Genomic DNA, 25674 nt, shown 5'->3' on the forward strand with positions numbered 1-25674 from the left:
AGCCCGGCGCGAATGTGAAGCGGGCTAGAACTCCGGCAGCGCCTGCGCCAGCACCCCGCCCACCCGCACCGGCAGCACCTTGACCGCCAGTCCCGTGCGCGGATCGGTTTCCACCGCCACGCCGCACAAGGTCGCTTCCCCTTCGGCTGGCGTGAACCGGCCATTGGCAATGCCGGTGAGGAACCGGTTCAGCGGCTCGTCGGGGTCCACCCCGATCACCGAGTCGTAGTCCCCGCACATGCCGGCATCCGCCAACAGCGCCGTGCCGCCCTTGAGAATGCGCAAGTCAGCCGTCGGGATATGGGTGTGGGTGCCGACGACGAGACTCGCCCGCCCATCGAGAAAGTGCCCCATGCCCTGGATTTCGGAAGTGGCTTCCGTGTGAAAATCCACGATAATTGCGTCGGCCTGCTCGCCCAGCGGACAGGCGGCAATCGCCGCTTCCACCGCCCGGAACGGATCATCGGCGGGCCCCATGAACACGCGCCCGAGCGCGTTGATCACCAGCACTCGATGCCCATTGCGGCCCTCGACAAACATTGCCCCGCGACCGGGGGTGCCTGGCGCCATGTTGATGGGCCGCACCAGCGTCGTTTCCCGCTCGATAAAAGAGATGGTGTCGCGCTGGTCGAACGCATGATCGCCCAGGGTCACGATATCGGCGCCTGCCGCCCGGATGCCGTTGAAATGCGGCTCGGTCAGCCCGCGCCCATGGCTGGCATTTTCCCCGTTCACCACCACAAAATCAAAGCCGTAGCGCTCGATCAATCCGGGCAGGCGATCGGCAATTCCCTCGCGGCCTGCACGGCCCACGACGTCGCCCAAGAATAGAAATTTCATTATCTGCCGCCGAACTGTCGAATGCCGGTTTCCGTTATCACAGCGTCCAGCGCAATGTCATGCTCGTCCCGGGGAATGGCGTCAAACTCTTGCGCGCTGTAAGCCAGGCCGACCATCAGTGGCCGCCCTTCCCGCTCGGCAAAGCTGCGGTCATAATAACCACCGCCATAGCCCAGCCGGGTGCCCAGCCGGTCAAAGCCCAAAAGAGGCACCAGCACCAGGTCCGGGTGGGCGTGAGGCGCAAGTTCGGAGGGAGCGAGCGTGCCGAACCCCGCCGGGTAAAGCGGTGCGTCCGGCTCCCACACTCGCATCTGCAGCGGGCCGTGCGGCCGGACTATCGCCGGCAACACCACGGTGCGGCCATCATCGAGCAAGCGCAGCAAAATTGGCCGGCAATCCAGCTCATCCACCAGCGGCCAATAGCCCGCGATCACCTGGGCGAGCCCGAACCGAGGCTCGGAAAAAAACAGCTGGGTAACACTCTCGGCCGCCTGGGCCCGCGCGCCGGCGGATAACGCCGCCCGGCGGGCCTTTGCCGATTGTCGCAAGCTCGCCTTGGTGTCTTCGTTACGCTCAACAACCATAAGGCGCTTTGTTGCCTGTCGCGAAAATAAGGTGCCACCCTGGCCGTGGGATAGGCGATCCCGGGAACCTACTTACGTAGGTGGGCGCCGTATGTCCGAGCCCACGGGCCCGGTCAGGGACAGCTCCCTTTAGGATCGATAAGGCCCCGGGGATATTGGTATCCAACACGCACCGGGCAGCGCTCGACATATAGGCCTTTCGCAGGCGGGTGCAAAGGGCCGCGCAGCACAAAATCTGGCAAATCGCGGCGGGCCAATTAACCCGCTATATGTCGACCAATCCGATGGCGTCTTGGATCCTGCCGCCCTTTAACTCATTCTAGCCCTGCGCAGCCCTCTGGCGGTGTGCATTCTGGGGCCGCTCGGGACATGAACTTGGTGAAGTCTTTGCCGACATGGCGATCGAAATCCCTGGCGTGGCTGAGAGCGCTGCTCCTGATGGTGCTCGCGCAGCCCGCCGCCCTTGGCGTGGAAACCGAGTCCGCCGCGGCGTCCGCCAATCCAGAGGAGCCCGAAGAGCCCGCCCCCTCCTGCTTCACCCTCAATGACGAGCCGGTCTGCATCGCTGAAACCAGCTATGTCGCCGATGTCTGCAGCGCCATTTCCCGCTTTTCCAATCATTACGAGATTCCCGAAGCGTTTCTTGCCCGCCTGATCTGGCAGGAAAGCCGCTTCGATCCGCAAGCCATCAGCCCCGCAGGTGCCCAGGGCATTGCCCAGTTCATGCCGGGCACCGCCCGCCTGCGCGCACTCGACAACCCCTTCGACCCCGCCCAGGCGCTGGCCCGTTCGGCCGAATATCTGCGCTTCCTGCAGCAAAAATTCGGCAATCTGGGCCTTGCCGCTGCGGCTTACAACGGTGGCGAAGCCCGCCTCTCACGCTATCTGGCTGGCACTGGCGGCCTTCCGGCCGAAACGCGCAACTATGTCTCGGTGATCACCGGCCGCCCCGCCGATTATTGGCGCAACGATGCGCCCGAGCCGGTGGACTTCACCCTCGAGCCCGAAAGCCCCTTCCTCGATTCCTGCCTCGACATGGCCTCGGCCGTCAAAATTCCCAACCTGGATACCACCAACGCCGCCTGGCAGCCCTGGGGCGTGTTGATCGCCCAGCACAACACCAGCGAAGTCGCCCGCAACCGCTTCGATACCGCTCAAAGCAAATTTTCCAACGTGCTGGGTGAGGAAAAGCTACTGCTGATCACGGTGCGCAATCCCAATTTTGGGCGTCAATTGCGCTTTTCGGCCATGGTAGGCCGCCCTACCCGGCAGGAAGCCAACGCCCTATGCGAGCGCTTGATGGCCGCCGGAGGCAACTGCATCGTCCAGAAAAACGGCTCCTGAACTTATTTCTGGGGGCCGACCGCCGTTTCGTCCAACACCCCGGCGACAATTTCGAGCGAGCGCGCGGCCTGCTCGAGCTTGCCGGCAAAGCGCTGCTCGAGCGCATCCATTTCCCCGGCGATCTGCTGGCCGGCGGCGCTCAACTGCTCGATTTCAGCCTGCAACGCCGCTATGCGCTTTTCGGCTTCCGCCAGTTCATCGACCACGGCGATCCCGGCCATCACCGTCAGACGCGTATCCCCGATTTCCCCGACCACGCCCTTGATCGCATCCACCTCCCCATCAAAGCGCTTGGCCAAGCCAATCAGGTGCTTTTGCTGGCCTTCTTCGCACGCCATACGGTAGCGGCGGCCATTGATCTCGACATTGACTTCAGGCATCGCCTACTCCGCTTTGGCCAGCACTTCGCGCACGGTTTCCATGGCCGCCACCAGCCGACGCGACACCTCATGGGCGCTGTCGTCGAGGCGCTTGGCCTTGGCCGCGGTCTTGTCCAGCTCGCTTGCCAGCCGCGCCCGCTCAGTTACCAGCCGCTGCGTATCGACCTCGATGCGGTTGAGCCGCTGCATGCGCTGCTGCAGATTGGCCGAACTGGTTTCGAGTCGCGCCAAGGCACGATCAAATCGCGCTACTGCCGCGCTGATCCCGTCTTGAAGTTCGCTCTCACTCATCGCCAACAACACTTTCTGCGACCGATCATTCCAGCCCCTGCAGGGTGCCCCAGCGCCCTGTCTAATGCAACGGCCTTCCCACCCACGGCAATTGACAGGGTGGTCGAACCTGTTATGCCTCGAACCCGCCTCGGGACGCTGGCAAAAGCGGTCTTGCGTCCCGCCTTTTGTGCCACCGAAACGAGCGGACAATGACCAATACACCCCAGCAGAACGATCTGGCTAACGCCATCCGCTCCCTTTCAATGGATGCGGTGGAAAAAGCCAATTCCGGCCATCCCGGCCTGCCCATGGGCTGCGCGGATATTGCCACCGTGCTGTTCACCAAGATCATGAAGTTCGATCCCACCGATCACAAATGGCCTGATCGTGACCGTTTTGTGTTGTCGGCCGGCCACGGCTCCATGCTGCTCTACTCGGTGCTGTACCTGACCGGTTATCCGGACATGACCATCGAGGAAATCAAGAATTTCCGCCAGTTGGGCTCCAAGACCGCTGGCCACCCCGAATATCATTTCGCCCCAGGCATCGAAACCACCACTGGCCCGCTCGGCCAGGGCGTGGGCAATGCCGTCGGCATGGCCATCGCAGAGGCCAAGCTCGCTGCCGAGTTCGGCGAAAGCGTGATGAACCATTACACCTATGTACTTGCTGGTGACGGTTGTCTGATGGAAGGCATCTCCCAGGAAGCCATTACCCTCGCCGGTCACCTCAAGCTCAACAAGCTGGTGCTGATCTGGGACAACAACGGCATCACCATTGACGGCAAGGTTTCCAACGCGGACTCCACCGACCAGCTGGCCCGCTTCCAGGCCTCGGGCTGGAACACGGTGGCCGTTGATGGCCACGACCAGGACGCCATCGAAGCGGCGCTGCGCGACGCGCGCAACAGCGACAAGCCCACCATGATCGCGGCCAAGACCACGATCGGCTTTGGCGCGCCCAAAAAGGCGGGCTCGGAAAAGGTGCACGGCTCCCCGCTCGGGGCCGAAGAACTGGCCGGTGCCAAGGCCGCGCTGGGCATTGACTACCCCGCATTCGAAATTCCGGCTGCAACGCTCGACGCCTGGCGCGCGGCCGGCGCTCGCGGTGCCCAGGCCCGCGCCGCCTGGGCCGAGCAGTTCGCGGCTCTGCCTGCTGACCAGCGCTCGGAGTTGGACCGCCGCTTCCGTGGCGATCTGCCCGAGGGCTATGCCAAGGTCGTCAGCGACTACAAGCGCAAGCTCACCGAAGAAAAACCCAAGGTTGCAACCCGCAAGTCGAGCCAGATGGCGCTCGAAGTCATCAACGGCGTCGTTCCCGAAACTTTGGGCGGCTCGGCCGATCTCACCGGCTCCAACCTCACCAACACCACCCAGACTCTGCCCTTCACCGACACCGACCGCCTCGGCCGCTACATGCGCTATGGCATTCGCGAGCACGGCATGGCGGCGGCCATGAACGGCATTGCGCTGCATGGGGGCCTCATCCCTTATGGGGGCACCTTCCTCGTGTTCAGCGATTACGCCCGTCCATCCATTCGCCTGTCGGCGCTGATGACCCAGCGCGTCATTTATGTGATGACCCACGACTCCATCGGCCTGGGTGAAGACGGCCCCACCCACCAGCCCATCGAGCATCTCGCCGCCCTGCGTGCCATTCCGAACCTCCTCGTCTTCCGTCCGGCCGATGCCGTGGAAGCGCTGGAATGCTGGCAGCTCGCGGTGGAAACCAAGGACGCGCCGTCGCTCCTGGCCCTGTCGCGTCAAAATCTGCCCACGGTGCGCACCGAGTTCACCGAGGAAAACCGCTCCGCCAAGGGCGCCTATACCCTCGCCGGCGATGCCGACGCGCAGGCCGTGATCTTCGCCACCGGCTCGGAAGTCGAAATAGCGCTGGCCGGCAAGAAGCTGCTCGACAAGCAGGGCATTTCCGCTCGCGTCGTGTCCGTGCCCTGCATGGAGCTCTTTGCCGCCCAGGATGAAGCCTACCAGAACGAGATCATCGGCTCGGCCAAAGCCCGCGTCGCGGTGGAAGCGGGCATCAGCCTCTCCTGGGGCACCTTGCTTGGTCCTAAGGGCAAGTTCATCGGCCTGCATGCCTTTGGCGCTTCGGGCCCGATCGACAAACTCTACGAATACTTCGGCATCACGCCTCAAGGTATTGTTGAAGCGGTAACCGCGCAGCTGTAAGAGAACCCACCTCCCCTTTTCCCTTCCTCCTCAAGGAGTGCCTCCCATGGCAGTTCGCGTCGCCATCAATGGCTTTGGTCGTATTGGCCGCAACATCCTGCGCGCCATCATCGAGTCGGGCCGCACCGATATCGAAGTGGTCGCCATCAACGATCTGGGTCCGGTGGAAACCAATGCCCACCTCATCCGCTTCGACAGCGTACATGGCCGCTTTCCCGGCACCGTGACCGTGGCCGGTGACACCATCGATGTGGGCCGCGGCCCCGTCAAGGTGACCGCCGTCAAGAACCCGGCCGAACTGCCGCACCGCGAGATGAACATCGACATCGTGCTCGAATGCACGGGCATCTTCACCTCCAAAGAAAAGGCTTCGGCCCACCTGCAGGCCGGCGCCAAGAAGGTGCTTGTTTCCGCACCCGCCGAAGGCGCTGACCTGACCGTGGTTTACGGCATCAACCATCAGCAGCTGACCAAGGATCACGTGGTCGTTTCCAACGCCTCGTGCACCACCAACTGCCTCGCGCCGCTCGCCTATGTGCTGCACAAGGAATTCGGCATCGAAAAGGGGATGATGACCACCATCCACTCCTATACCGGTGACCAGCCGACCCTCGACACCATGCACAAGGATCTCTATCGCGGCCGCGCTGCGGCCCTGTCGCAGATCCCGACCTCGACCGGCGCCGCCAAGGCCATCGGCCTCGTCCTGCCAGAACTCAAGGGCAAGCTCGACGGCGTCTCGATCCGCGTACCGACCCCCAACGTGTCCTGCGTCGATTTCAAGTTCATCTCCTCGCGCAATGTCACGGCCCAGGAAGTCAACGACGCGATCAAGCGCTACGCCGATGGCGAGCTCAAGAACGTGCTGGGCTATACCGACCAGCCCAATGTGTCGATCGACTTCAACCACGACCCCCACTCCTCCACCATGGCGCTCGAGCAGACCAAGGTGATGGACGGCAATTTCGTCTCGGTCCTGTCCTGGTACGACAATGAATGGGGCTTCTCGAACCGCATGTGCGACACCACCGTCGCCCTCGCCAAGACCCTCTAACCTTCCGCCCCTTGGTCACTGATAGTTCAGTCGACACCCTCCCCCTAGCGGGGAGGGATCAAGGGGGGGGCGGCTAGCCCCAATATCTTCTGCTGGCTAGTATCGCCCGAGCGGCATGCAACAGGGGCTAGCGATGTTGAACAAGTCCATCCGCTGGCGCGGCCTCGACCCCGTCACCCTCGAGCACTGCCACATCATCCCCGCTAGCTCGGGCACCCGCATCCGGGGCACGGTGATCACCCCCGATTACGGCCTCTTCTACCGCCTCAAGCTCGATGAGGCCGGCCTCGTGCGCAGCATCCGCGTCGAACGCACCAATGGCGCGGTGCTGGAACTGTTCGCCAACGGTGCCGGCAGTTGGTCCGACGATCGCGCCGAACCCCTGGCCTCCCTCAATGGCTGCCTCGACATCGATCTCTGGCCCACCCCGCTCACCAATTCGCTCCCGATCTGGCGCAGCGCCTGGGTCGACAACCAGCCGCAGCGCTTTGCCATGGCCTGGATCGATGGCGACGACATGACCGTTCGGCGCGAAGAACAGCTCTACACCCGGCTCGACCCCACCCACTTCCGCTTCCAAAGCAACAATGGCAGCTTCGAACGCGTTCTTGAACTCGACGGCGAGGGTCTTGTGCTCAACTATCCCGGCCTCTTCGAACGAGCCGACTGAAGCCCCCACAAGGCGGCTTCCCCGTTTCCCCCGTCTCTGCTACGCCCCCAGCAACACAGATCCGGAGCCAGCATGACCGCCTCCTTCAAGACCCTTGATGACTTTGATCTCGCCGGCAAGCGCGTCCTGGTTCGCGCCGACCTCAACGTGCCCGTTGCTGACGGCAAGGTCACCGATGCCACCCGCATCGAGCGCCTGGTACCCACCATTCGCCGCATCACCGAGGCCGGTGGCAAGGCCATCCTGCTGTCCCACTTCGGCCGCCCCAAGGGCGTGGTGAACCACGACTATTCGCTCGAACAGGTCGTCCCCGCCATTGTGGAAGCCGTGGGCGTACCCGTTGGCTTCATCCTCACCGATTGGAACGACGTCTCCAACGCCCAGCGCGGCATCGATACCGGCCCCGATGGCGCCGTTTATGTGCTCGAAAACACCCGCTTCCACCCCGGCGAAGAAAAGAACGATCCCGAACTTGCCGCCCGCATGGCCAGCCTCGGTGACCTCTATGTCAACGACGCCTTCTCGGCCGCTCACCGCGCCCATGCCTCCACCGAAGCCATCGCCCACCTGCTGCCCGCCGCGGCTGGCCTTGCCATGCAGGCCGAGCTCGAAGCCCTGGAAGCAGGCCTCGGCAACCCCAAAAAGCCGGTTATTGCCCTGGTCGGCGGCGCCAAGGTCTCCTCCAAGATCGACCTCCTCGAAAACCTCGTCACGCGCGTCGATACCCTGGTGATCGGCGGCGGCATGGCCAACACCTTCCTTTTTGCCCAAGGCCACGACGTCGGCAAATCGCTCTGCGAAAAGGACCTCGCCGACACCGCCCGCCGCATCCTCGATGCCGCCCAATCCGCCGGCTGCACCATCATCCTGCCGGTCGATGGCGTCGTCGCCACCGAGTTCAAGGCCAATGCCGCCAACCAGACCGTCGCCGCCGACGCGGTCCCGGCCGATGCCATGATCCTCGATGTCGGCCCCCGCTCGGTCGAACAGATCAACGCTGCCATCAATGCCGCAAAGACCCTGGTGTGGAACGGCCCCCTTGGGGCTTTCGAGATGACGCCCTTTGATGCGGGCACCGTTGCCGTGGCCCAGCACGCCGCCGAGCGCACCCGCGGCAATGGCCTCGTTTCGGTTGCTGGCGGCGGCGACACCGTTGCGGCCCTCGCCCATGCCGGCGTCAAGGACAGCTTCACCTATGTTTCGACCGCCGGCGGCGCTTTCCTTGAATGGATGGAAGGCAAGCCCCTGCCCGGTGTCCAGGCACTCACCCGCTGAACCTCAGGAGGGGTCTATCAACTCGGACCCCTCCACCTTGGTTGCATAACCATTCGTCTAATCGACTTTCTAAGGCAGAAGTCTAACTTCCTCCTCAAAGAAACTGAGGGGACTGCCATGCCAATGTCGCTCAATGCCGTCGCGCAAAAATTGATGGAGCCGGGGAAAGGCATCCTTGCCGCCGACGAGTCCGAGCCCACCATCGCCAAGCGCTTTGCCAAGATCAACCTGCCCAACTCGCTCGATCTGCGCCGTGATTACCGCGAAATGCTCTTCCGCTCCGAAGAAGCCATGCGCAACTATATCTCGGGCGTGATCCTGACCGAGGAAACCCTCGAACAGCACGCCGCTGACGGCACCTCGTTCCGTGCCATCATGGCCGATGCCGATGTGATCCCCGGCATCAAGGTCGATCGCGGCGCCTTCCCCATGCCCGGCGACACCGGCGAAAAAATCACTGAAGGTCTCGATGGCCTGCGCCAGCGCCTTGAGCAATATGCCCGTCTCGGGGCCGGCTTTGCCAAGTGGCGTGCCGTCATCACCATCAATGACATTGCCCCCACCCGCAACAATATCCGCGCCAATGCCCATGCCCTGGCGCGCTACGCCATTCTCTGCCAGGAAGCCGGTATCGTGCCGGTGGTCGAGCCCGAAGTCGTCGGCGATGGCGAGCCCGGCAACCATTCGCTGGAGCGCAACGCTCAGGTCACCGGCGATGTGCTCGAGAACGTCTTCAAGGAACTGCGCCTCGCTGGCGTTGACCTTGGCGGCATGCTGCTCAAGCCAAATATGGTGCTCCCGGGCGTCAATTCGCGCGATCGGCCGACCGTGGATGATGTTGCCCGCCGCACCGTGGAAGTGCTGCGCGAGCATGTGCCAGCCGCGGTTCCCGGCATCGCCTTCCTTTCGGGCGGCCAAACCGACGAGGAAGCCACCTCCCACCTTTCTGCGATGAACAAGATCGGGGGCCTGCCCTGGCCGCTGACCTTCTCTTATGGCCGCGCGCTGCAAAACGTTGCCCTGCGCACCTGGGCCGGTCGCCGCGAGAATTTCCCCCAGGCTCAAGCCGCCTTTACCCATCGCGCCCGCATGAACTCGCTGGCCGCACTGGGCCAGTGGACCCACGAACAGGACCGCATCGCCGCCTAGGCGCCTCATCCTCCTTTTCGGCCGGCGACAGCGCTTTCGACCGCTGCCGCCGGCCTTTGCTTGCCGCCATTGCGCATGAGGCGCGTTTGCCCTTATGGGAGAGCGACCCTTTTGTCGCCCCAATGGCGCGCCACAACCCGGTGCGTCCCCTCGTTCCGGAATCCCATGGCTCCTCAGCTTTTGCTTCTCACGCCCGCCGCTGCCACGCCCGAATTGGCTCCAGCCGCACTGATGGGTGTGCTGAGCGCGGCGCCCGTCGCGGCGCTGCTTGTGCGTCGCGGCCAACGCAACGACGCCGATTATGCCACGCTGGCCAAGAACTTCATCAATATTGGCCAAGGCGCCGGCTGCGCCGTGCTGCTCGAAGATGACTGGGCCCTGGCCAAGCGCCTCGGTGCCGATGGCGTGCACATCACCGGCGACGAGGACGATGTTCGCGCCGCTCTCAAGGCCCTCAAGCCCGCCATGATCGTGGGTGCCGGCCCGGTATCCACCCGGCATGATGCCATGGTCCGGGGCGAACTCGATGTGGATTACCTCTGGTTCGGTGCCCTCGATGGTGAGCCCGACGCTGCTGCACCCGATCTGGCGCAATGGTGGGCCGAAACCTTCGAAATCCCTGCTGTGCTGCACGATCCCGCTGCGAGCGAAGGCCATGCCGATGCCCGCGGCGCCGAGTTCCTGGCTCTCGGCAACAGCATCTGGTCCGCCCCCTCTCCGGCTCAGGCACTGGCGCAATTTGCTCAAAGCTTGGGGGTGACCGCATGATCAGGGGCCTCCTGCTACTCGCCATAGCGCTCCTGCCCCTCTCGGCCGGCGCGCAGGAACTGCCGCCCCAACCCAGGCCACGCCCCGCGCCGCCTTCGAGCGAAGCTCCGGCGACCAGCCAACCCACAGCCCCGACCGAAGCGCCATTGCCTGGCGAGCCCGCGCCTGTGCCGGACGCCCCACCAGCCGATGAGCCGGCCGCGACCCCCGATATGCCACCCGGCGACAGCACCCAAGCGCCTTCCGCGCCAGATGCCGCGCCCCCGGAAACCGAAACCGCGCCCGACGCAAACGCCGGTCCCCGCCTGCCGGTGGACGAAGCCTTTGGCGCCTTTCAGCGCGGCTACTTCCTCACCGCCCTCGAATACGCGCTGCCGCGCGCCGAAAAAGGCGATGCCGCGGCTCAAACCTTGATTGCCGAGATCTTCGCCAAGGGCTTGGGCGTCGCCCAGAACGAGGAGCGTGCGGCTGGCTGGTACCGGCTTGCCTCCAACAATGGCGACATCCTCGCGACCTTCGAACTCGCACTGCTTTATCAGGACGGCGTTGGCGTCGAGCGCGACCGCAAGCGTGCCGCCGAGCTCTTCGCCAAGGCGGCTGAGGGCGGCTATATTCCCGCCAAATACAACATGGCGCTGCTGCATGTGGAAGGCATCTACGCCACCCCCAGCCTTGTCACAGCCGCAACCCTGATGAAGGAAGCCGCCGACGCCGAATTGCCTGAAGCCCGGTATGACTACGGCTCCATGTTGATCGAAGGAGCGGGCAGCCCACCCAATCCAGTCGAGGGTGCCCGCTATATCGCCCTTGCGGCCGAACAAGGCCTTGTCCCCGCCCAGATCGACTACGCCACCCTGCTTTATCTTGGCCAGGGCGTGGAAAAGAACGTCGAGGAAGCCGCGCGCTGGTATCGTACTGCCGCTGAAGCGGGCAATCCGGTAGCGCAGAACCGCTTTGCCAAGCTCCTGGCCGTTGGCGAGGGCATTGAGCTTAACCTTGAGGACGCGGCCATGTACCGCGCCCTCGCCCGACGCCAGGGCTTGAGCGATCCCTCCCTTGATCGTCTCCTGGTCTCGCTTTCACCCGAAGGGCTTGCTCGCGCCGAGGAGCGCGCCCGCTTCTGGCCGTCCACCCCCCCAGCTGCCCCAGCTCCTGCTGAGCCTGCCGGTGCCGAGCCGGCGCCCGAAACGCCGCCACCAGCCGACCCGCCCTCCTTGCCAGGCCCTCTCGACGAAGGCCAGGCCCCGGCCGCGGCGGCCCCCGCTTCGCCGATGCCCGGAGCCGCCCCGGTTACCGAGCAGGCTGCCCCTCCTCCGCAAAGCCCTTGAACCGCGTCCCGTTCTAAGGCAAAAAGCTGCCCACGCCCGACCCTCCCGTTCTTTGGCCAATCGCATAACCTGCGCTCGGCCCAAGCCGACAATTGCGCACCGAAAGCATCTGTTTATGGCCAAGATCAATGGCAACGAAGTCCGCCCCGGTTTCGTCATCAACCACCAGGACCGCCTCTGGGTCGCCGTCAAGGTAGACCACGTCAAGCCTGGCAAGGGCGGCGCCTATGCCCAGGTAGAGCTCAAGGCCATCCTTGGCGGCACCAAGCTCAACGAGCGTTTCCGCTCCGCTGAAACCGTCGAACAGGTCGAACTGGAATTTCGCGATTTCACCTATCTCTATGAGCAGGGTGACAACCTTGTTTTCATGGATCAGGACAGTTTCGAGCAGGTTGAGCTGCCCCGCGAATTCGTCGGGGAGCGCGCAGCCTTCCTACAGGACGGCATGAAAATCACGCTCGAAATGCACGAAGACACCCCCTTGGGCATCCGCTTCCCCGCCAATGTGGTGCTCGAAGTCACCGAGGCCGATCCGGTGCAAAAGGGCCAGACCGCGTCCAACCAGTTCAAGCCTGCTATCGTGTCCAATGGCCTGCGCGTCATGGTGCCGCCCTTTATTGCGGTGGGCGAACGCATCGTGGTGGATACCACCGAGGCCACCTATATGCGCCGGGCGGATTGATCCATGTCTCGTTCAGCTCTCCTCAATGTCATGGTTTCGGCCGCCATCAAGGCCGGCAAGTCGCTCACCAAGGATTTTGGCGAAGTCGAGTCGCTGCAGGTTTCCCGCAAGGGTCCCGCCGATTTCGTGTCCAAGGCCGATCTGCGCGCCGAACAGATCGTCTTTGATGAACTGCGCAAGGCCCGCCCGACCTATGCGTTCCTGATGGAAGAAGGCGGCGAAGTGGCCGGCACCGACGGCCAGCACCGCTGGATCGTCGATCCGCTCGATGGCACCACCAATTTCCTCCATTCCATCCCCCTCTTTGCCTGTGCCATCGCGCTTGAGCGGGGCGGCGAGATCGTTGCCTCGGTGATCTTCAATCCCGTGATGGACGAACTCTACACCGCCGAAAAGGGCGGCGGCGCCTGGCTCAACGATCGTCGGCGCCTGCGCGTGGCCTCACGCCGCCATCTGGCCGATGCGGTGGTGTCCACCGGCATCAAGACCCAGGGCACGGCCAATGATGCGCTGCAGCTGCGCCAGGTGGCCGCCATCAACCCCGCCATCGCCGGGCTTCGCCGGTCGGGCTCCATCTCGGTGGATATGGCTTGGCTGGCTTCAGGGCGCTTCGATGCGCTGTGGGAAGCCGGTCTGGCACCGTGGGACGTTGCGCCTGGCCTGCTGATGGTCAAGGAAGCTGGCGGCTTTGTTTCCGATTATGCCGGCAGCACCGGCTCGGTTGCCAACGGCCAGATCGTGGCAGGCAACGAAGCGCTCCAGCCCGCTCTGCTCAAGCAGTTGCAGGCTATCCGGTAAGGCGCTCCAATCTAGAGCGCCTCGGCGACGAAATCCGGCACCACCGAATAGGTCAGCCCCGCCATGGGGCCGACAAACCGAACATCCAGCCCGTCGGGCAGGTACGCGACGGTCACCTGCCCCAGGCCCGCCAGCGTCGTGCGGATCAGGCGCGAGCCAAACCCCTTGACCGCCGGCTCAGCCACGGGCGGGCCGCCCTGTTCGCGCCATTTCAGCATCAGATCCTCGTCGGGCGTGATCTCCCAACTCACCTTCACATGCCCCGTCCCCGACGAGAGCGCGCCATATTTGACAGCATTGGTCGCCAATTCATGGAACACCAAGGCAAACGACAGCGCCGCCTGCGGCGAGATCTCGAAGTCGGGTCCGTCCAGGGTGAAATGCGTGCCGTCCCCGTCATGCACGCTGACCGACGCCACAACGAGCTGGCGGAACATCGCGCTATGAAAGTCGGTGGTCAGCAACAGATCGTGCGCCCGCGCCAGCGCGGCGAAGCGTTCCACCAGCCGGTCCTTGACCGGCCCCATTTCAGGGAATGGCCGCATGGTCTGGGACACGATCGATTGCAGCACCGCGATGGTGTTCTTGACCCGGTGCGCCAGCTCGCGCGTCATCAGCCGCTGCCGCGCTGCACTCTGTTCGAGTTCGCGCAGATGATCGCGCGTCTGGAACTGTCGACGCCGCCCACCCAGTGCCCAGGCCACCGCGCTCAGCAGCGTCGCCGAGCCCATCGGCTTTTCCAGCATCATGACATTGCTCAGCTCGGGCGGCAGCAGGGCATGCGCCGCATTGGGCGACAACTCGGCATTGCGCCGCCCGATGATGAAGATGAACGGATAGGACGACCAACTCGGCTGATCTTCCAACGCCTTGACCAACACCGACCAGTCGCGCCCGACCATGGCATCTTCGGTCAGCACCACGGCGCCCGTATCGTCGCCCAGCGCCTCGGCCAGCTCGTTGAGCGAATGAACCACATTGGTCTCGAACTTGCGGGTCGCAAGGATCGAGCACACGCTTTGGGCATCACGTCCGAGCGGGGCCAGGACGTGGACCACCTCACTCCGGTTGTGCATCGGTGCGGCTCTCGATCAGCCGGCCTTCGGCGCCGATATATTCGGGCGTGCCCGTCATGACGCCCTTGAAGTCCGTCAGGCGTTCCCCAATCCGCACGCCATGGGAATCCACCGCCAATTCACGAATGGAGTCCTCGTGATAGCCCCCACGGTTCTTGATCACCGATACGGCCTTGCGCAACCGCCCTTCGGCTTCAAAGAACCGGAACAACAGCACCACATCAGCGATATAGGAGATGTTGAGCTGGCTGGTGCTCATCGTCCCCATGATCCCCGATTGCGGGTTGACCAGCAGCGTCAGCACGCCCTGTTGGCTGAGATAAGCCAGCAACTCATGCAGCTGCAGCAACAGCTGCTTTTCCTCGGGCATGGACACCAGATAACCGTTCATGCTGTCGATGATCAGCACCCTAACCTGGCGCTGCTCCACTTCCTGGCGCACGCGCCAGGCAAACTCACCCGGGGCAATTTCGGCCGGCTCGACCTGCTCGATCTTGAGCAGACCACTTTGGATATATTTGCCCGGATCGAGCCCCATGCTCCTGGCCCGCGCCATCAGCGTGCCGATCCGCTCGTCGAACTGGTACATGGTGACCGCCTCGCCCCGCGCGCAGGCCGCCATCGCGTACTGGATCGAGACGGTGGATTTGCCCGCCCCCGCGGGGCCGGTCAGCAGCGTACAAGTGCCGCGCAACGGCCCCCCGCCCAGCAAGGCGTCGAGCTCAGGCACCCCGCTTGGCACCGCCGTACCGGGAAATTCACTATGGTGATGGGAGGCGATGAGGCGCGGATACACTTTCATGCCCCCGCGCTGGATGGTGACATCGTGAAAGCCGCCGATGAAGTCGATGCCGCGCATCTTTTGCACTTCGATCCGCCGCCGCGCCGCGCCAAACTCGAGCGTATTGCGCTCAAGCGTAATCACCCCATGCGCCAACGAATGCAGATGCGCGTCGCGCACGCCATTCTCGCCGGTAAGGTCATCGACCAGGATCACGGTGATGTTCTTTCCCGCAAAATACTGTTTCAGCGCCAGCACCTGCCGGCGGTAGCGCAGCGAGTCCTGGCTCAGCAGCCGCAACTCCGACAGGCTGTCGAACACCACGCGCTTGGGCGACACTTCCTCGACCCGCTTGATCAGCAGCTCGACTGTCGCCGTCAGTTCCACTTCCCAGGGATGGATCAGCGTTTGCTCGCGCCCGCCGCCCAGCACATCGGCGGCCGAGGACAGCTCGAACAGGTCGATCTTGTCCAGCGTCCAACCGTGTGAATCCGCCACCGCTGCGATTTCCTCGCTGGTTTCGGACAAGGTGATGTAAAGGCATTTCTCGTTCTGGCGCACGCCCTCGAACAGGAACTGCAGGCCCATCGTGGTCTTGCCCGAACCCGGCGCCCCTTCCAGTAGATACAGCCGCCCAGGCGTCAGCCCACCCCGCAGAACGATATCAAGTCCAGCGGTGCCAGTCAGAATACGAGGGTCGGCCATTGGTGTTGTGTTCCACCGGGGATTTGCTGTCGGCTGCAGCCATTGCGCCGATCTTCTTACATATTCCCCCCAATTCCGTCGACGTGCTGCGCAAAATCCGCGGCAGTGAGGTGAACAAGGCACACAACCCTCTTGGCGGCTCCAAGGTTGCGCCCCTGCGCAACCGGTATATTTGCGCAAAGCCCCGCCAGCCTTGCGACTCAAGGGCACTATCATGCGTTGACGCCACGCCAGGACGGGAGCGATCAACCATGAATGACTGGGCCCCCGACCTTTACATCGTCGCCATGACTGGCGCTGGGCTCCTGATCGCCCTTGTGGCCTGGCTGCCGCTGGCGCTCCGCCGGATGCCCTTGTCGCTGCCGGTCGTGTGCCTGGCGATTGGCGCCGCGCTTGTCGGCTTGCTGCGGCTGCCCATCGATACCTCACCCATCGCCCACCCCTATATCACCGAGCGGCTTACCGAGTTCGTCGTGATCATCGCGCTGATGGGAGCCGGCCTCAAGATCGACCGCGTCTTTCGCTTCCGCGACTGGGCCATCACCTGGCGCCTGCTGCTGATCACCATGCCTCTCGGCATCCTCGCCATTGTTGGAGTCGGAACCGGCCTGCTGGGCCTGCACTGGATCCCGGCACTGCTGCTCGCGGCCGCGCTTGCGCCTACCGACCCGGTGCTGGCCGCCGATGTGCAGGTTGGGCCGCCCCACGAGGGCGGCGAGGACACCGTGCGCTTCGCGCTCACCTCCGAGGCCGGGCTCAACGATGGCTTTGCCTTTCCATTCGTGCATCTGGCCATTGCGCTTAGCATCGCCACCGCCACCGGCGAGCCCTGGCTCGTCAACTGGCTGACCTACAACGTGCTGTGGGAAATCGTCGCGGGCCTTGGCTGCGGCTGGCTCGTTGGCCACATCTTTGGCTGGCTGACCTTCAAGGTCCCTGGCGAACCGCTGGCCAAGACGGGCGATGGCCTCATTGCCATTGCCGCGACCTTTGTGTCCTATGGCGTGTCCGAGCTCATCCATTGCTACGGCTTTTTCGCCGTCTTCGTCACCGCCCTGACCCTGCGTAACGCCCACCGCAATCACGATTTCCAGCGCGACATGCACGACATCACCGAGCAGATCGAGCGCATTTCCATGATGGTGCTGCTGCTTTGCTTTGGCGGCGCCATCATGGGCGGCCTGCTCTCGCGCATCGGCTGGATCGAGATCGGTGCCGCTGTCGTCATCCTGTTTGTCGTGCGACCGCTCACCGGTCTTATTGGGCTCATCGGCTACAAGGCCACCGGTGGCGAAAAGCTCACCATCGCCTTCTTCGGCATTCGTGGCGTCGGCTCGATCTATTACATGGCCTATGGGCTCAATCACGGCCAGTTTGCTGGCGGCGAGCAGCTCTGGGCCATTGTCTCCCTCGTGGTCTTGCTCTCGATCATCTTGCATGGCCTGACCGTCACGCCCGTCATGCGCACGCTCGACCGCTTCCACGGCCGCGATCCGGACGCCGAAACAGCCACCCCGCCGCCGGGCCTGCAGGGCCCCGCCGACACTACGGCCTGAGCCAAGCCGCCCAGCTGGGTCCTCCGCGCGCAGAAAAGCCCGGCAAACCTGCTACACCGCCCCCATTGCAGCACTCGCAGGGTTGTCACACCCCTTGGCGCTCTTTACTGTCCACAGCAGATGATTTGTGGCGTGCACGGGTGAGGCGACGGAAACCGAGATGACGCAAGGATACGATCCCTACCATCTTTCCAGTCCCACCGTTTACCTGGTCAAGATCCTCATCTTCCTGGTGATCGTGGCGCTGGTCGGCGCCATTCTTTATTCCACCATCGTCGCATTTTTCTGGGCCAACCCGTTCATCAACTCGATGATCTTTTTCGCCCTGGCAGTCGGCATCTTCTTGTCCTTCCGGCAGGTAATCCGGCTGTTCCCCGAAGTGAAATGGGTCAACTCGCTGCAGGACGGCACGGTCACGACGGTGCGGCCGCCCATCCTGCTGGCCCCTGTTGCCGGCATTCTGCGCGAGCGCATCGGCGAGGCGATCATCACGCCCTCCTCCATGCGCTCCATCCTGGATTCAGTGGGCAACCGGCTCGATGAAGCCAAGGATACCTCGCGCTACCTTACGGGCCTCCTCGTCTTTCTGGGCCTGATGGGTACCTTCTATGGTTTGCTGGAAACGGTGACCTCGGTGGCGGGCGTCATCAATGCGCTTGATGTCACCTCAGGCGACAGCGCGTCCCTGTTCGGCAATCTCAAGGAAGGCCTGTCGGCCCCACTATCGGGCATGGGTACGGCGTTTTCCTCGTCCCTCTTTGGCCTTGCCGGCTCGCTCGTCCTGGGATTCCTGGATCTGCAGACCAGCCAGGCGCAGAATGCCTTTTATACCGATCTCGAGGACTGGATGACCTCGATGACCGAGCTTGATCATCCCGTCACGGCTATGCAGGCCAATGCGGGGGTCGGCGGCGCCGAGGTCCAGGCCATGATCGATCGGCTTGGCACCTCCATGCAAAGCCAGAACTCCTCGCAGAACGCCATTCGCGCCATGGCCGAACTCGCCCGCGGCATCGACAGCCTCGTCAAGCATATCCGCACCGAACAGGACGATCTGCGCCGCCACATCAACGAGCAGGGCGAAACCAACAAGAAGCTGCGCGAACTGATCGAAGCCGTCCTGTCGCAGGGCGACACCGAACGGCGGAACTAGCCAATGCCGGGAGCCCGCTCGCGCCGCCGGCAGGAAGCCAATTACTGGCCCGGCTTTGTGGACGCCCTGTCGAGCCTGTTGCTCGTCATCATTTTCATGCTGTCCCTGTTCATGCTGACCCAGTTCTTCCTGGGCACCGAACTGCAGGGCCGCGACACGGCGCTTGCCCGCCTCAACAGCCAGATCGCCGAACTCACCGATCTGCTGCAGTTGGAACGCGCCAACTCCGAGGATCTTGACGCCCAGATCGCCAATCTCACCGCCACTCTTTCGGGTGCCGAGGCCGAAAACCAGCAGCTTTCCGGCCAGCTGGCCGGCATCGGCAGCGGGATTGCCGGGCGCGACCAGACCATAGCCGGGCTGCAGACCGAATTGAGCGAGGCGCAGGAGCTATCCGACGAAGCCAACGCCCAGGTTGCCTTGCTGAACCAGCAACTCGCGGCCCTGCGCACCCAGATCGGCGCGCTCGAAACCGCGCTCGAGGCGTCGGAAACCCGTGACACCGAATCGCGCACCCAGATCGCCGATCTTGGCCGGCGCCTTAACGTTGCGCTGGCGCAGCGCGTTCAGGACCTGGCGCGCTACCGATCCGATTTCTTTGGCCGCCTGCGTGAAATTCTTGAAGGTCGCGCCGATGTGCGCGTGGTCGGCGACCGCTTCGTGTTCCAGTCTGAAGTGCTGTTTGATCCCGGCCAGGCCAATGTCCAAGCCGAAGGCACGCCCGACCTGGACGCCCTTGCCGATGCCATCCTGCAGCTCGAAACGGAAATCCCGCCCGACATCAACTGGGTGCTGCGCATCGATGGGCACACCGACCGGCGCCCGATCTCGAACCTGCAATTCCCCTCCAACTGGGAGCTCTCGGCGTCGCGCGCCATTTCTGTGGCCAAGTATCTCGTGACTCGCGGCGTCTCGCCCAACCGGCTCGTTGCCGCCGGCTTTGGCGAATTCACCCCGCTCGATCCCGGCGACACAGAAGAAGCCTATCGCCGTAACCGCCGCATCGAGTTCAAGCTCACCGAAGGCTAACCCAGCGCAAACCAAAGGTTTGTCGCTCCAGCGCAAAGGCGCAGCCTGTCGCGCCCAACGCCCCTCACCCATAGGCTTGGAACGCCACGCCCATTTCGCTGTCGTTGCGCCAAACCACCTTGCACACCTCAAGGCGGTGCCCCGGCATCAGCAGGTAGAAGATTTCAGGTAAGGCTTGGGCCGCCTGGACGGCGATCTTGGCGCCCATAGTCGAGATATTGTGGACGTCGCCGTCCTCGCGGGCCACTCCGCCACCATGAACAATGGTGACAGCCAGCCTGGTTTCCGTGCGCGGCACGGCACGGCGATCATTCTGTGACGCCATAGGATCAATCTTCTCGACGTGGAACCGCCATACTAGATAGGAACCAGCAAACACCGGGTGCAACGGATGGGTCAAATGCAATCAAAAGGCGCATAAAGCTGCGCCAAGGGGCACGGCCCGTCGCACCTTAGTCCACGCGGAACTGCAGCTTGGCCAGCTCGGCATAACGGCCGCCCTTGAGGACCAGCTCGTCATGAGTGCCCTGATCGATGATGCGTCCGCTATCGAGCACGAGGATCGTGTCGGCATCGCGGATCGTCGCCAGTCGGTGGGCAATCACAAGGGTGGTACGCCCGCGCATCAGGTATTCCAGCGCCTGCTGCACCAATTGCTCGCTTTGTGCGTCGAGCGCGCTCGTGGCCTCGTCGAGCAGCAGGATGGGCGCATTCTTGAGGATCGCCCGGGCAATGGCGAGCCGCTGCTTCTGCCCGCCTGAAAGCATCACACCCCGTTCGCCAACCACCGCATTATAGCCAAGCGGCAGATCGAGCACGAAATCGTGCACCAACGCTGCCCGCGCCGCGGCCTCGACTTCCGCCATGCTGGCTTCTGGTTTACCGAAGCGGATATTGTCCGCCACGGTGCCGGCAAAGATGGTGGGCTCCTGCTCCACATAGGCAAAATGCTGGCGCAGATCATAAACGGAGACGTCGCGCACATCGATGCCGTCCACGAGGACGGCGCCGCCCGTCACATCATAAAACCGCTGCAACAGCGACAGGATTGTCGACTTGCCCGAACCGGACGAGCCAACCAGGGCCACCGTTTCGCCCGCGTCGACCTTGAAGCTAAGGTCATGCAGCACGGGCTCGCCACCCTCGGGGTCATAGGAAAACGCCACATTGCGGAACTCCACCGTCCCGAGCGGCGGCTGCGGCAACTTGGTCGGATTGGCCTTCTCGCGGACCTCCGATTTGGTGGAGAGAATTTCGGTTAACCGCTCGGTTGCACCGGCAACCGTTTGCAGCGTGCCCAGCACTTCCGAAACATTGGTCAAAGCCCCCGATGCCATCAGCGCATAAACCAGGAACTGCGCCAACTGCCCGGCCGTGACCGTACCCTCGAACACCGAGCGGGCACCCCACCAGACCAGGAACACGATGGCCGAGGTGCCCAGAAAGATCACCATGCCCACCAGCACCGAGCGCGCCGTCAGGCGCGCAACTTCAGCGGCAAAGCTTTCCTCGCTACGCGCATCATAGGCCCGCGCCTGCACCCCTTCCTGGGTGAAGGATTTGACCGTTCGCGTCGCGCCCAGCATCTCGGTCGCCATCGCCGAAAGATCGGCCAACCGGTCCTGCGTCGAGCGCGACATGCGCCGCAAGCGCCGTGAGTAAGCGATTACCGGGAGCAGGATTGCTGGCGCCGCCACCACCACGCCCAGCGTCAGCATCGGGCTGGTCAGCAGCATCATCGCCACCGCGCCCACAATGGTCACGATTGAACGCAGGGCCAGCGAAAAGCTCGAGCCGATCGCGCCCCGGATCGTCGCCACATCGCCATTGAGGCGGCTGGTCAGCTCACCAACCCGGTGGGTATCGAAATAGCGGGCATCAAGGCTGAGCAAATGCCGGAACGAAGCCTGCCGCAGATCGGCCAGCACCCGCTCGCCCAACACGGAAATGAAGTAAAACCGCGCCCCGCTCGCGATCGCCATGACTGCGGCGATCCCGATGATCAGCCAGCTATAACGCCCCACATTGGCAAGGTTCTGCTCCAGAAACCCCTCATCGATCGCCCCGCCCAGCGCCGCCGGAATCGCCAGCGAGGAAATCGCCGAAATCAGCAGGAACAGCACGGTCAGCGCCAGCCGGGTTGGATAGCGCAGCACAAAAGGCAGCAATTGCCGCAAGGGGTTCAGTTGCTTTGGCTTGAGCACGGAAGGCGTGGCCTGGGTTGGCGCTTTTGCCGGAACGGCTTGATCTGTCATCGCTCGGCTTCAGCCACTTCTTTTGGCGGCGCCTCCGACGGTGGCGCGGCGGGCCTTACATATGCACTGGACCACCCGCTCGCAACGGCTTTGTGCTTGGACAAAAAGCCCCGCCCCTGCCCTTGCGGATTGCCCCGGCTTTGGCTATGAAGCCGCCAACACCAGTTCAATGCTCTCCGGGCGCCACGGCGCCCGTTTGATTTGAGGCACCGCGATGAAGTCCGAAATCCACCCCGACTACCACACCATCAACGTGGTAATGACCGACGGCACCACCTACCAGACCCGTTCGACCTACGGCAAGGAAGGCGACACGCTGCAGCTCGACATCGATCCCAACACCCACCCGGCCTGGACCGGCGGCACGGGCCAGCTGCTCGACCGCGGCGGCCGTGTTTCGCGCTTCAAGGAGCGCTTCAAGGGTTTCGGCATCTAAGCCACTCCCCTTTTCAAGTGATTTGCCCGGCCTTTGCGCCGGGCTTTTCGTTTCTGCGCCCGGCAGCGGAACACCACCATGCGCCTTTCGCTCTTTGCCCTGGCCGCTTTGTTCGAGATCGGCGGCTGCTATCTGGTGTGGCAGGCCTGGCGCCATGGGCATGCCTGGCTCTGGCTCCCCGCCCTTCTGGCACTCGCCAGCTTTGCCTGGCTCCTGGCCCTTGCCGGCACCGACAGCGCTGGCCGCGCCTTTGCCATCTATGGTGGGATCTATATCGCCGCGTCGCTGGTCTTCATGGCTTCGGTGGAACAAATCCGGCCCGATCGCTGGGACCTGCTGGGCGCCGCAATCTGCCTGCTGGGCGCGGCCGTGATCGTCTGGGCGCCGCGTGCCTGAGCGTCAGGGCCGCCCGAACGCTGCCTTTAGGCGCGACAACTGGTCGGCAATGTCATTGGCCACGCTGCCATCGAGCTGCGGCATCCGCCCGCGCTCCATCTGGTCAAACTGCATCACCCGGTCAAACAGCCGGTCGCCCTTGTCGATATAAAGCCGCAAGGCTTCGGGCAGCAGCTCATAGCCGGGCCCTCCGCGCTGCGACGGCGTCGCCGAAAACTTGACCTTCTCCTTTTCGGAGCGGGCATTTTCCTTGCTGATCTCGCCTTCGTTGACGGCGCGCTGCAGCAAGAGCCATGATGCCAGCTGCATCAGCCGGGTCGTCAGCCGCATGGATTCGGTGGCGTATAAGAACGAGGCCTCGCGCCCCAGCAACTGGCTTTCCGCCCGCCCGTGCCCGTCGAGATAGCCCGCGACCTCTTCGATCAGCGCCATGCCTTCGCGATACAGCAGGTCGAAACCGCCCGAAGCCACAATGCGCGGACCAATCGATATTGCCTGCCCGGATTCGCCAGCCTCAGCCATCTCGTTCCTCGCTCTCGCACTGCGTCATGATAGGACGAAACACCCTGCCCGTCACGCTTGCCGCTGCGGGAGCATGAAAGCAGCCTTAATGGGCCAAATGGTGGCCATCAAAAAAGAAAAAGAGCCGCGAAGGGCGGCTCTCGAAGTTTACAGGGAGGGGTCAAACAGAGGAAGAAATCTCTGATCCAAAAACCATCTGGATAACAACACCCTAACTCGTCCGGATTAATTGCCCGTTAATGGCGCAAGATTTTTTAACCCTGCTCCTTTGCAGGTTCTTAGAGCTTGAAGGCCGCCTCCGCTGCCTTGCGGGTTGCCCCGCGTGCGGCGATGGCCGCCCTTAGCCGCTCGATTTCAGCCTCCAGCAAAACGATGCGCCCCTCGAGCTCGGTCACCGAAAGGGCGTCCAGCACGCTGCCGATCTCGTGGCTCTTGGGCTTGCCGCTTACCTCGTCTTCCATCTTGCCGTCCTTTCCTGTCGCGGGGGCAGCTTAACCGCTCCCCCTTGCCGGGCAAGGCCACATGGGCCAGCATGGCCCCATGACCATTCCCGCTACCATGACCGCCATCTCTATCGCCGAGCCGGGCGGCCCCGAAATGCTTGCGCCCATCCAAATGCCACTGCCTGCCTGTGGCAACGGCGACGTGCTGATCCGGGTTGCTGCGGCGGGGGTCAACGGGCCCGACCTCGCTCAGCGCCGTGGGGTTTATGATCCGCCCCCCAGCGCATCGCCCCTGCTCGGCCTCGAAGTGGCCGGGGAAATCGCGGTCCTTGGCGCCGATGTGTCGGGCTGGCAGGTCGGTGACCGCGTCATGGCCCTGACCAATGGCGGCGGTTACGCCCAATATGTCGCGGTCCCCGCCGGCCAGGTCTTGCCCGTTCCAAATGGTTGGAGCCTACCCGAGGCGGCAGCCCTGCCCGAAACCTGGTTCACCGTCACCCAGACCCTCGTCATGCGTTCGGGGCTCGAAGCGGGCATGAGCGTTCTGGTGCATGGCGCTGCCGGTGGCATTGGCGGCGCCGCCGTCGCCATCTCCGCCATTCTTGGCGCTCGCCCCATCGGTGTCGTGTCCTCGCCGGAAAAGGCGGCCTATGCCGAAAAATTGGGGGCCGTGGCCACCATTGACCGCATGCGCGACGATATCGCCGAGCGCGCTTTGGCGCTTACTGAGGGGCGCGGGGTTGATCGGGTGGTTGATCTCCTGGGCGGCGCCATGGCAGCCGTCAGCATTGCCGCCAGCGCTCGTGGTGGCCATATCGTCCAGATCGCGACCCTTGCCGGCAGCAGCGCCAAGATTTCCTTGGGCACGCTCATGGCCAAGCAACTGACGATCTCCGGCTCCACCCTGCGCCCGCAAAGCGCGGCCACCAAGGCGGCCATTGCCGCCCGGATCCGCGCCGATCTGCTGCCCGCGCTTGAGCGTCCCGGCTTCGTCCGTCCGGCGCTGACCACCTTTCCGCTTGAGGAGGCGGCCGAGGCGCATCAGGCCATGGAACAGCGCGCCCATGCCGGCAAGATCGTGCTTCTCACGGCCTTTGGTGCTGGGGAACCGCCGTTATAGCCATTGCGGATCAGGCCCTGACGCCATATATTGTGGTCATTCCCCCTCAGCATGAAGCAAAGAGGCGGAGCGGCCCGGAGGAATACCGGCCGCGCCACCAGGAGTGATTTGACGATGACCCAACCCTTGTTGATGCCCAAGGCAACAGCTGTCTGGCTCGTCGACAACACGGCGTTGTCCTTCGAGCAGATCGCAGCTTTCTGCACGCTTCATCCGCTCGAAGTGCAGGGCATCGCCGATGGCGACGTCGCCGGCGGCATCATGGGCGTGAACCCCATTCAGAATGGCCAGCTGACCCGCGAGGAGATCGAAAAGGCCGAGGCTGATCCCAATTATCGCCTCAAGCTGTCTGATCCCAAGGTCCGTGTTGCCGCTGCCAAGCGCAAGGGCCCGCGCTATACCCCCATTTCGCGTCGCAATGAGCGCCCCAATGCCATCAAGTGGCTGGTGCGCAACCACCCCGAACTCAAGGACGCGCAGATCATGCGTCTGGTCGGCACCACCAAGTCCACGATCGATTCGGTGCGTGAATCCACCCACTGGAACTCGGCCAACCTGACCCCGATGGATCCGGTGACGCTGGGCCTGTGCAGCCAGATCGATCTCGATCTCGAAGTTGGCCGCGCGTCCAAGGGCGTTGTGGGCTCCGAAGTTGCCGAGGAAGGCACCATGCTGATGACGGCCGAGGAAGCGCTCGCGCGTTCCGGTGCGCGCGGTCATTCCGATGCCGAAGGCTACAATGACGAGGAAAGCACGCGTCGCTCTTCTGACCAGCACACCGAGTTCGATGCCGACTCGGTGTTCTCCAAGCTCAAGTCCCTCAAGAGCAACAGCGACAACTAATCCTCTAGCCCCGAACAGCTCCGCT

The 25674-nt window shown here is 63.6% G+C and carries 27 protein-coding genes and 1 other RNA gene; 17 read left to right on the forward strand and 11 right to left on the reverse strand.

What is annotated here, in order from left to right; genetic code table 11:
* Positions 1 to 24: 24 nt before the first annotated feature.
* From HRU92_RS10385 to ssrS, 3 genes are all read right to left on the reverse strand, one after another.
* Positions 25 to 840 carry a TIGR00282 family metallophosphoesterase gene (locus HRU92_RS10385; RefSeq protein WP_172124123.1) on the reverse strand — a complete coding sequence of 272 codons (816 nt, stop codon included), beginning with the start codon at positions 838 to 840 and terminating at the stop codon, positions 25 to 27.
* Entirely contained in the window at positions 840 to 1424 is a 585-nt protein-coding gene (locus tag HRU92_RS10390) for a 5-formyltetrahydrofolate cyclo-ligase (protein WP_172124125.1), read from the reverse strand. Before HRU92_RS10390 ends, HRU92_RS10385 begins: the two co-directional genes overlap by 1 nt.
* A 27-nt stretch (positions 1425 to 1451) precedes the next feature.
* Positions 1452 to 1610, reverse strand: a non-coding RNA gene (gene ssrS, locus HRU92_RS10395) — 6S RNA.
* Positions 1611 to 1862: 252 nt separating this feature from the next.
* Here ssrS and HRU92_RS10400 point away from each other — a divergent pair.
* Positions 1863 to 2768, forward strand: coding sequence for a lytic transglycosylase domain-containing protein (locus HRU92_RS10400; RefSeq protein WP_172124127.1), 906 nt, complete (start codon positions 1863 to 1865; stop codon positions 2766 to 2768).
* Between the two features lie 2 nt (positions 2769 to 2770).
* Here HRU92_RS10400 and HRU92_RS20750 read toward each other — a convergent pair whose 3' ends face one another.
* Together HRU92_RS20750 and HRU92_RS10410 are read right to left on the reverse strand one after the other, a co-directional pair.
* Positions 2771 to 3148: a cell division protein ZapA gene (locus tag HRU92_RS20750; RefSeq protein WP_127753965.1), complete on the reverse strand. Its 378-nt coding sequence runs from the start codon at positions 3146 to 3148 to the stop codon at positions 2771 to 2773.
* Positions 3149 to 3151: 3 nt separating this feature from the next.
* Entirely contained in the window at positions 3152 to 3439 is a 288-nt protein-coding gene (locus HRU92_RS10410) for a DUF4164 family protein (protein ID WP_127753966.1), read from the reverse strand.
* Positions 3440 to 3630: 191 nt separating this feature from the next.
* On the opposite strand from HRU92_RS10410, the gene tkt reads away from it, so the two are divergent.
* From tkt to HRU92_RS10455, 9 genes are all read left to right on the forward strand, one after another.
* Complete coding sequence (gene tkt, locus HRU92_RS10415; RefSeq protein ID WP_172124129.1) at positions 3631 to 5610, forward strand: transketolase; 1980 nt, start codon at positions 3631 to 3633, stop codon at positions 5608 to 5610.
* A 46-nt stretch (positions 5611 to 5656) separates the two neighbouring features.
* Positions 5657 to 6664, forward strand: coding sequence for a type I glyceraldehyde-3-phosphate dehydrogenase (gene gap / locus HRU92_RS10420; protein ID WP_172124131.1), 1008 nt, complete (start codon positions 5657 to 5659; stop codon positions 6662 to 6664).
* Positions 6665 to 6797: 133 nt separating this feature from the next.
* On the forward strand, positions 6798 to 7334 hold the full coding sequence (locus HRU92_RS10425; protein ID WP_172124133.1) for a putative glycolipid-binding domain-containing protein: 537 nt from the start codon (positions 6798 to 6800) through the stop codon (positions 7332 to 7334).
* Positions 7335 to 7406: 72 nt separating this feature from the next.
* Positions 7407 to 8609, forward strand: coding sequence for a phosphoglycerate kinase (locus HRU92_RS10430; RefSeq protein WP_172124135.1), 1203 nt, complete (start codon positions 7407 to 7409; stop codon positions 8607 to 8609).
* A gap of 123 nt (positions 8610 to 8732) precedes the next feature.
* Positions 8733 to 9758 (forward strand): class I fructose-bisphosphate aldolase, encoded by a 1026-nt coding sequence (locus HRU92_RS10435; protein ID WP_127755286.1) that lies wholly within the window; start codon positions 8733 to 8735, stop codon positions 9756 to 9758.
* A 165-nt stretch (positions 9759 to 9923) separates the two neighbouring features.
* Positions 9924 to 10526 carry a thiamine phosphate synthase gene (locus HRU92_RS10440; protein ID WP_172124137.1) on the forward strand — a complete coding sequence of 201 codons (603 nt, stop codon included), beginning with the start codon at positions 9924 to 9926 and terminating at the stop codon, positions 10524 to 10526.
* Positions 10523 to 11854 carry a tetratricopeptide repeat protein gene (locus HRU92_RS10445; RefSeq protein WP_172124139.1) on the forward strand — a complete coding sequence of 444 codons (1332 nt, stop codon included), beginning with the start codon at positions 10523 to 10525 and terminating at the stop codon, positions 11852 to 11854. Before HRU92_RS10440 ends, HRU92_RS10445 begins: the two co-directional genes overlap by 4 nt.
* 115 nt (positions 11855 to 11969) lie before the next feature.
* Positions 11970 to 12536, forward strand: a complete 567-nt coding sequence (gene efp / locus HRU92_RS10450) for an elongation factor P (protein WP_127753973.1) — start codon at positions 11970 to 11972, stop codon at positions 12534 to 12536.
* Between the two features lie 3 nt (positions 12537 to 12539).
* Positions 12540 to 13334 (forward strand): inositol monophosphatase family protein, encoded by a 795-nt coding sequence (locus HRU92_RS10455; protein ID WP_127753974.1) that lies wholly within the window; start codon positions 12540 to 12542, stop codon positions 13332 to 13334.
* Between the two features lie 11 nt (positions 13335 to 13345).
* Here HRU92_RS10455 and HRU92_RS10460 read toward each other — a convergent pair whose 3' ends face one another.
* Both HRU92_RS10460 and HRU92_RS10465 read right to left on the reverse strand, forming a co-directional pair.
* The gene (locus HRU92_RS10460; protein WP_172124141.1) at positions 13346 to 14410 is read right to left on the reverse strand and encodes a sensor histidine kinase; all 1065 of its coding nucleotides are present in this window, start codon (positions 14408 to 14410) and stop codon (positions 13346 to 13348) included.
* Complete coding sequence (locus HRU92_RS10465; RefSeq protein ID WP_172124143.1) at positions 14394 to 15896, reverse strand: ATPase domain-containing protein; 1503 nt, start codon at positions 15894 to 15896, stop codon at positions 14394 to 14396. The genes HRU92_RS10460 and HRU92_RS10465 overlap by 17 nt, the downstream gene beginning before the upstream one ends.
* Before the next feature lie 251 nt (positions 15897 to 16147).
* Between HRU92_RS10465 and HRU92_RS10470 the strand changes: the two genes are divergently transcribed.
* The 3 genes from HRU92_RS10470 (at position 16148) to HRU92_RS10480 (ending at position 19634) form a co-directional block, all read left to right on the forward strand.
* Positions 16148 to 17452, forward strand: coding sequence for a cation:proton antiporter (locus tag HRU92_RS10470; protein WP_172124145.1), 1305 nt, complete (start codon positions 16148 to 16150; stop codon positions 17450 to 17452).
* Between the two features lie 160 nt (positions 17453 to 17612).
* A complete protein-coding gene (locus tag HRU92_RS10475; RefSeq protein ID WP_127753978.1) occupies positions 17613 to 18605 on the forward strand; it encodes a flagellar motor protein MotA in 993 nt (330 codons plus the stop codon).
* Positions 18606 to 18608: 3 nt separating this feature from the next.
* Positions 18609 to 19634, forward strand: coding sequence for a peptidoglycan -binding protein (locus tag HRU92_RS10480; RefSeq protein WP_127753979.1), 1026 nt, complete (start codon positions 18609 to 18611; stop codon positions 19632 to 19634).
* 64 nt (positions 19635 to 19698) lie between these two features.
* On the opposite strand, the gene HRU92_RS10485 is transcribed toward HRU92_RS10480, so the two are convergent.
* Positions 19699 to 19959, reverse strand: coding sequence for a PilZ domain-containing protein (locus HRU92_RS10485; protein WP_172124147.1), 261 nt, complete (start codon positions 19957 to 19959; stop codon positions 19699 to 19701).
* 127 nt (positions 19960 to 20086) lie between these two features.
* Complete coding sequence (locus HRU92_RS10490) at positions 20087 to 21889, reverse strand: ABC transporter transmembrane domain-containing protein (protein WP_172124148.1); 1803 nt, start codon at positions 21887 to 21889, stop codon at positions 20087 to 20089.
* 214 nt (positions 21890 to 22103) lie between these two features.
* On the opposite strand from HRU92_RS10490, the gene rpmE reads away from it, so the two are divergent.
* Positions 22104 to 22325: a 50S ribosomal protein L31 gene (gene rpmE, locus HRU92_RS10495; protein WP_127753982.1), complete on the forward strand. Its 222-nt coding sequence runs from the start codon at positions 22104 to 22106 to the stop codon at positions 22323 to 22325.
* A 78-nt stretch (positions 22326 to 22403) separates the two neighbouring features.
* Positions 22404 to 22721 (forward strand): YnfA family protein, encoded by a 318-nt coding sequence (locus HRU92_RS10500; RefSeq protein WP_172124150.1) that lies wholly within the window; start codon positions 22404 to 22406, stop codon positions 22719 to 22721.
* Between the two features lie 3 nt (positions 22722 to 22724).
* Here the strand turns inward: HRU92_RS10500 and HRU92_RS10505 are convergent, their stop codons facing one another.
* Positions 22725 to 23243: a DUF1465 family protein gene (locus HRU92_RS10505; RefSeq protein ID WP_127753984.1), complete on the reverse strand. Its 519-nt coding sequence runs from the start codon at positions 23241 to 23243 to the stop codon at positions 22725 to 22727.
* A gap of 278 nt (positions 23244 to 23521) precedes the next feature.
* Positions 23522 to 23704: a DUF1192 domain-containing protein gene (locus tag HRU92_RS10510; RefSeq protein ID WP_127753985.1), complete on the reverse strand. Its 183-nt coding sequence runs from the start codon at positions 23702 to 23704 to the stop codon at positions 23522 to 23524.
* 79 nt (positions 23705 to 23783) lie between these two features.
* Here HRU92_RS10510 and HRU92_RS10515 point away from each other — a divergent pair, with 79 nt between their 5' ends.
* Both HRU92_RS10515 and HRU92_RS10520 read left to right on the forward strand, forming a co-directional pair.
* Complete coding sequence (locus HRU92_RS10515) at positions 23784 to 24806, forward strand: NAD(P)H-quinone oxidoreductase (RefSeq protein WP_172124152.1); 1023 nt, start codon at positions 23784 to 23786, stop codon at positions 24804 to 24806.
* A gap of 114 nt (positions 24807 to 24920) precedes the next feature.
* The gene (locus HRU92_RS10520; protein WP_172124154.1) at positions 24921 to 25649 is read left to right on the forward strand and encodes a cell cycle transcriptional regulator TrcR; all 729 of its coding nucleotides are present in this window, start codon (positions 24921 to 24923) and stop codon (positions 25647 to 25649) included.
* Positions 25650 to 25674: the final 25 nt, after the last annotated feature.

Origin of the sequence: Devosia sp. 1635 (genome assembly GCF_013185955.1) — a bacterium.
In the GTDB taxonomy this organism is placed as follows: Bacteria; Pseudomonadota; Alphaproteobacteria; order Rhizobiales; family Devosiaceae; genus Devosia.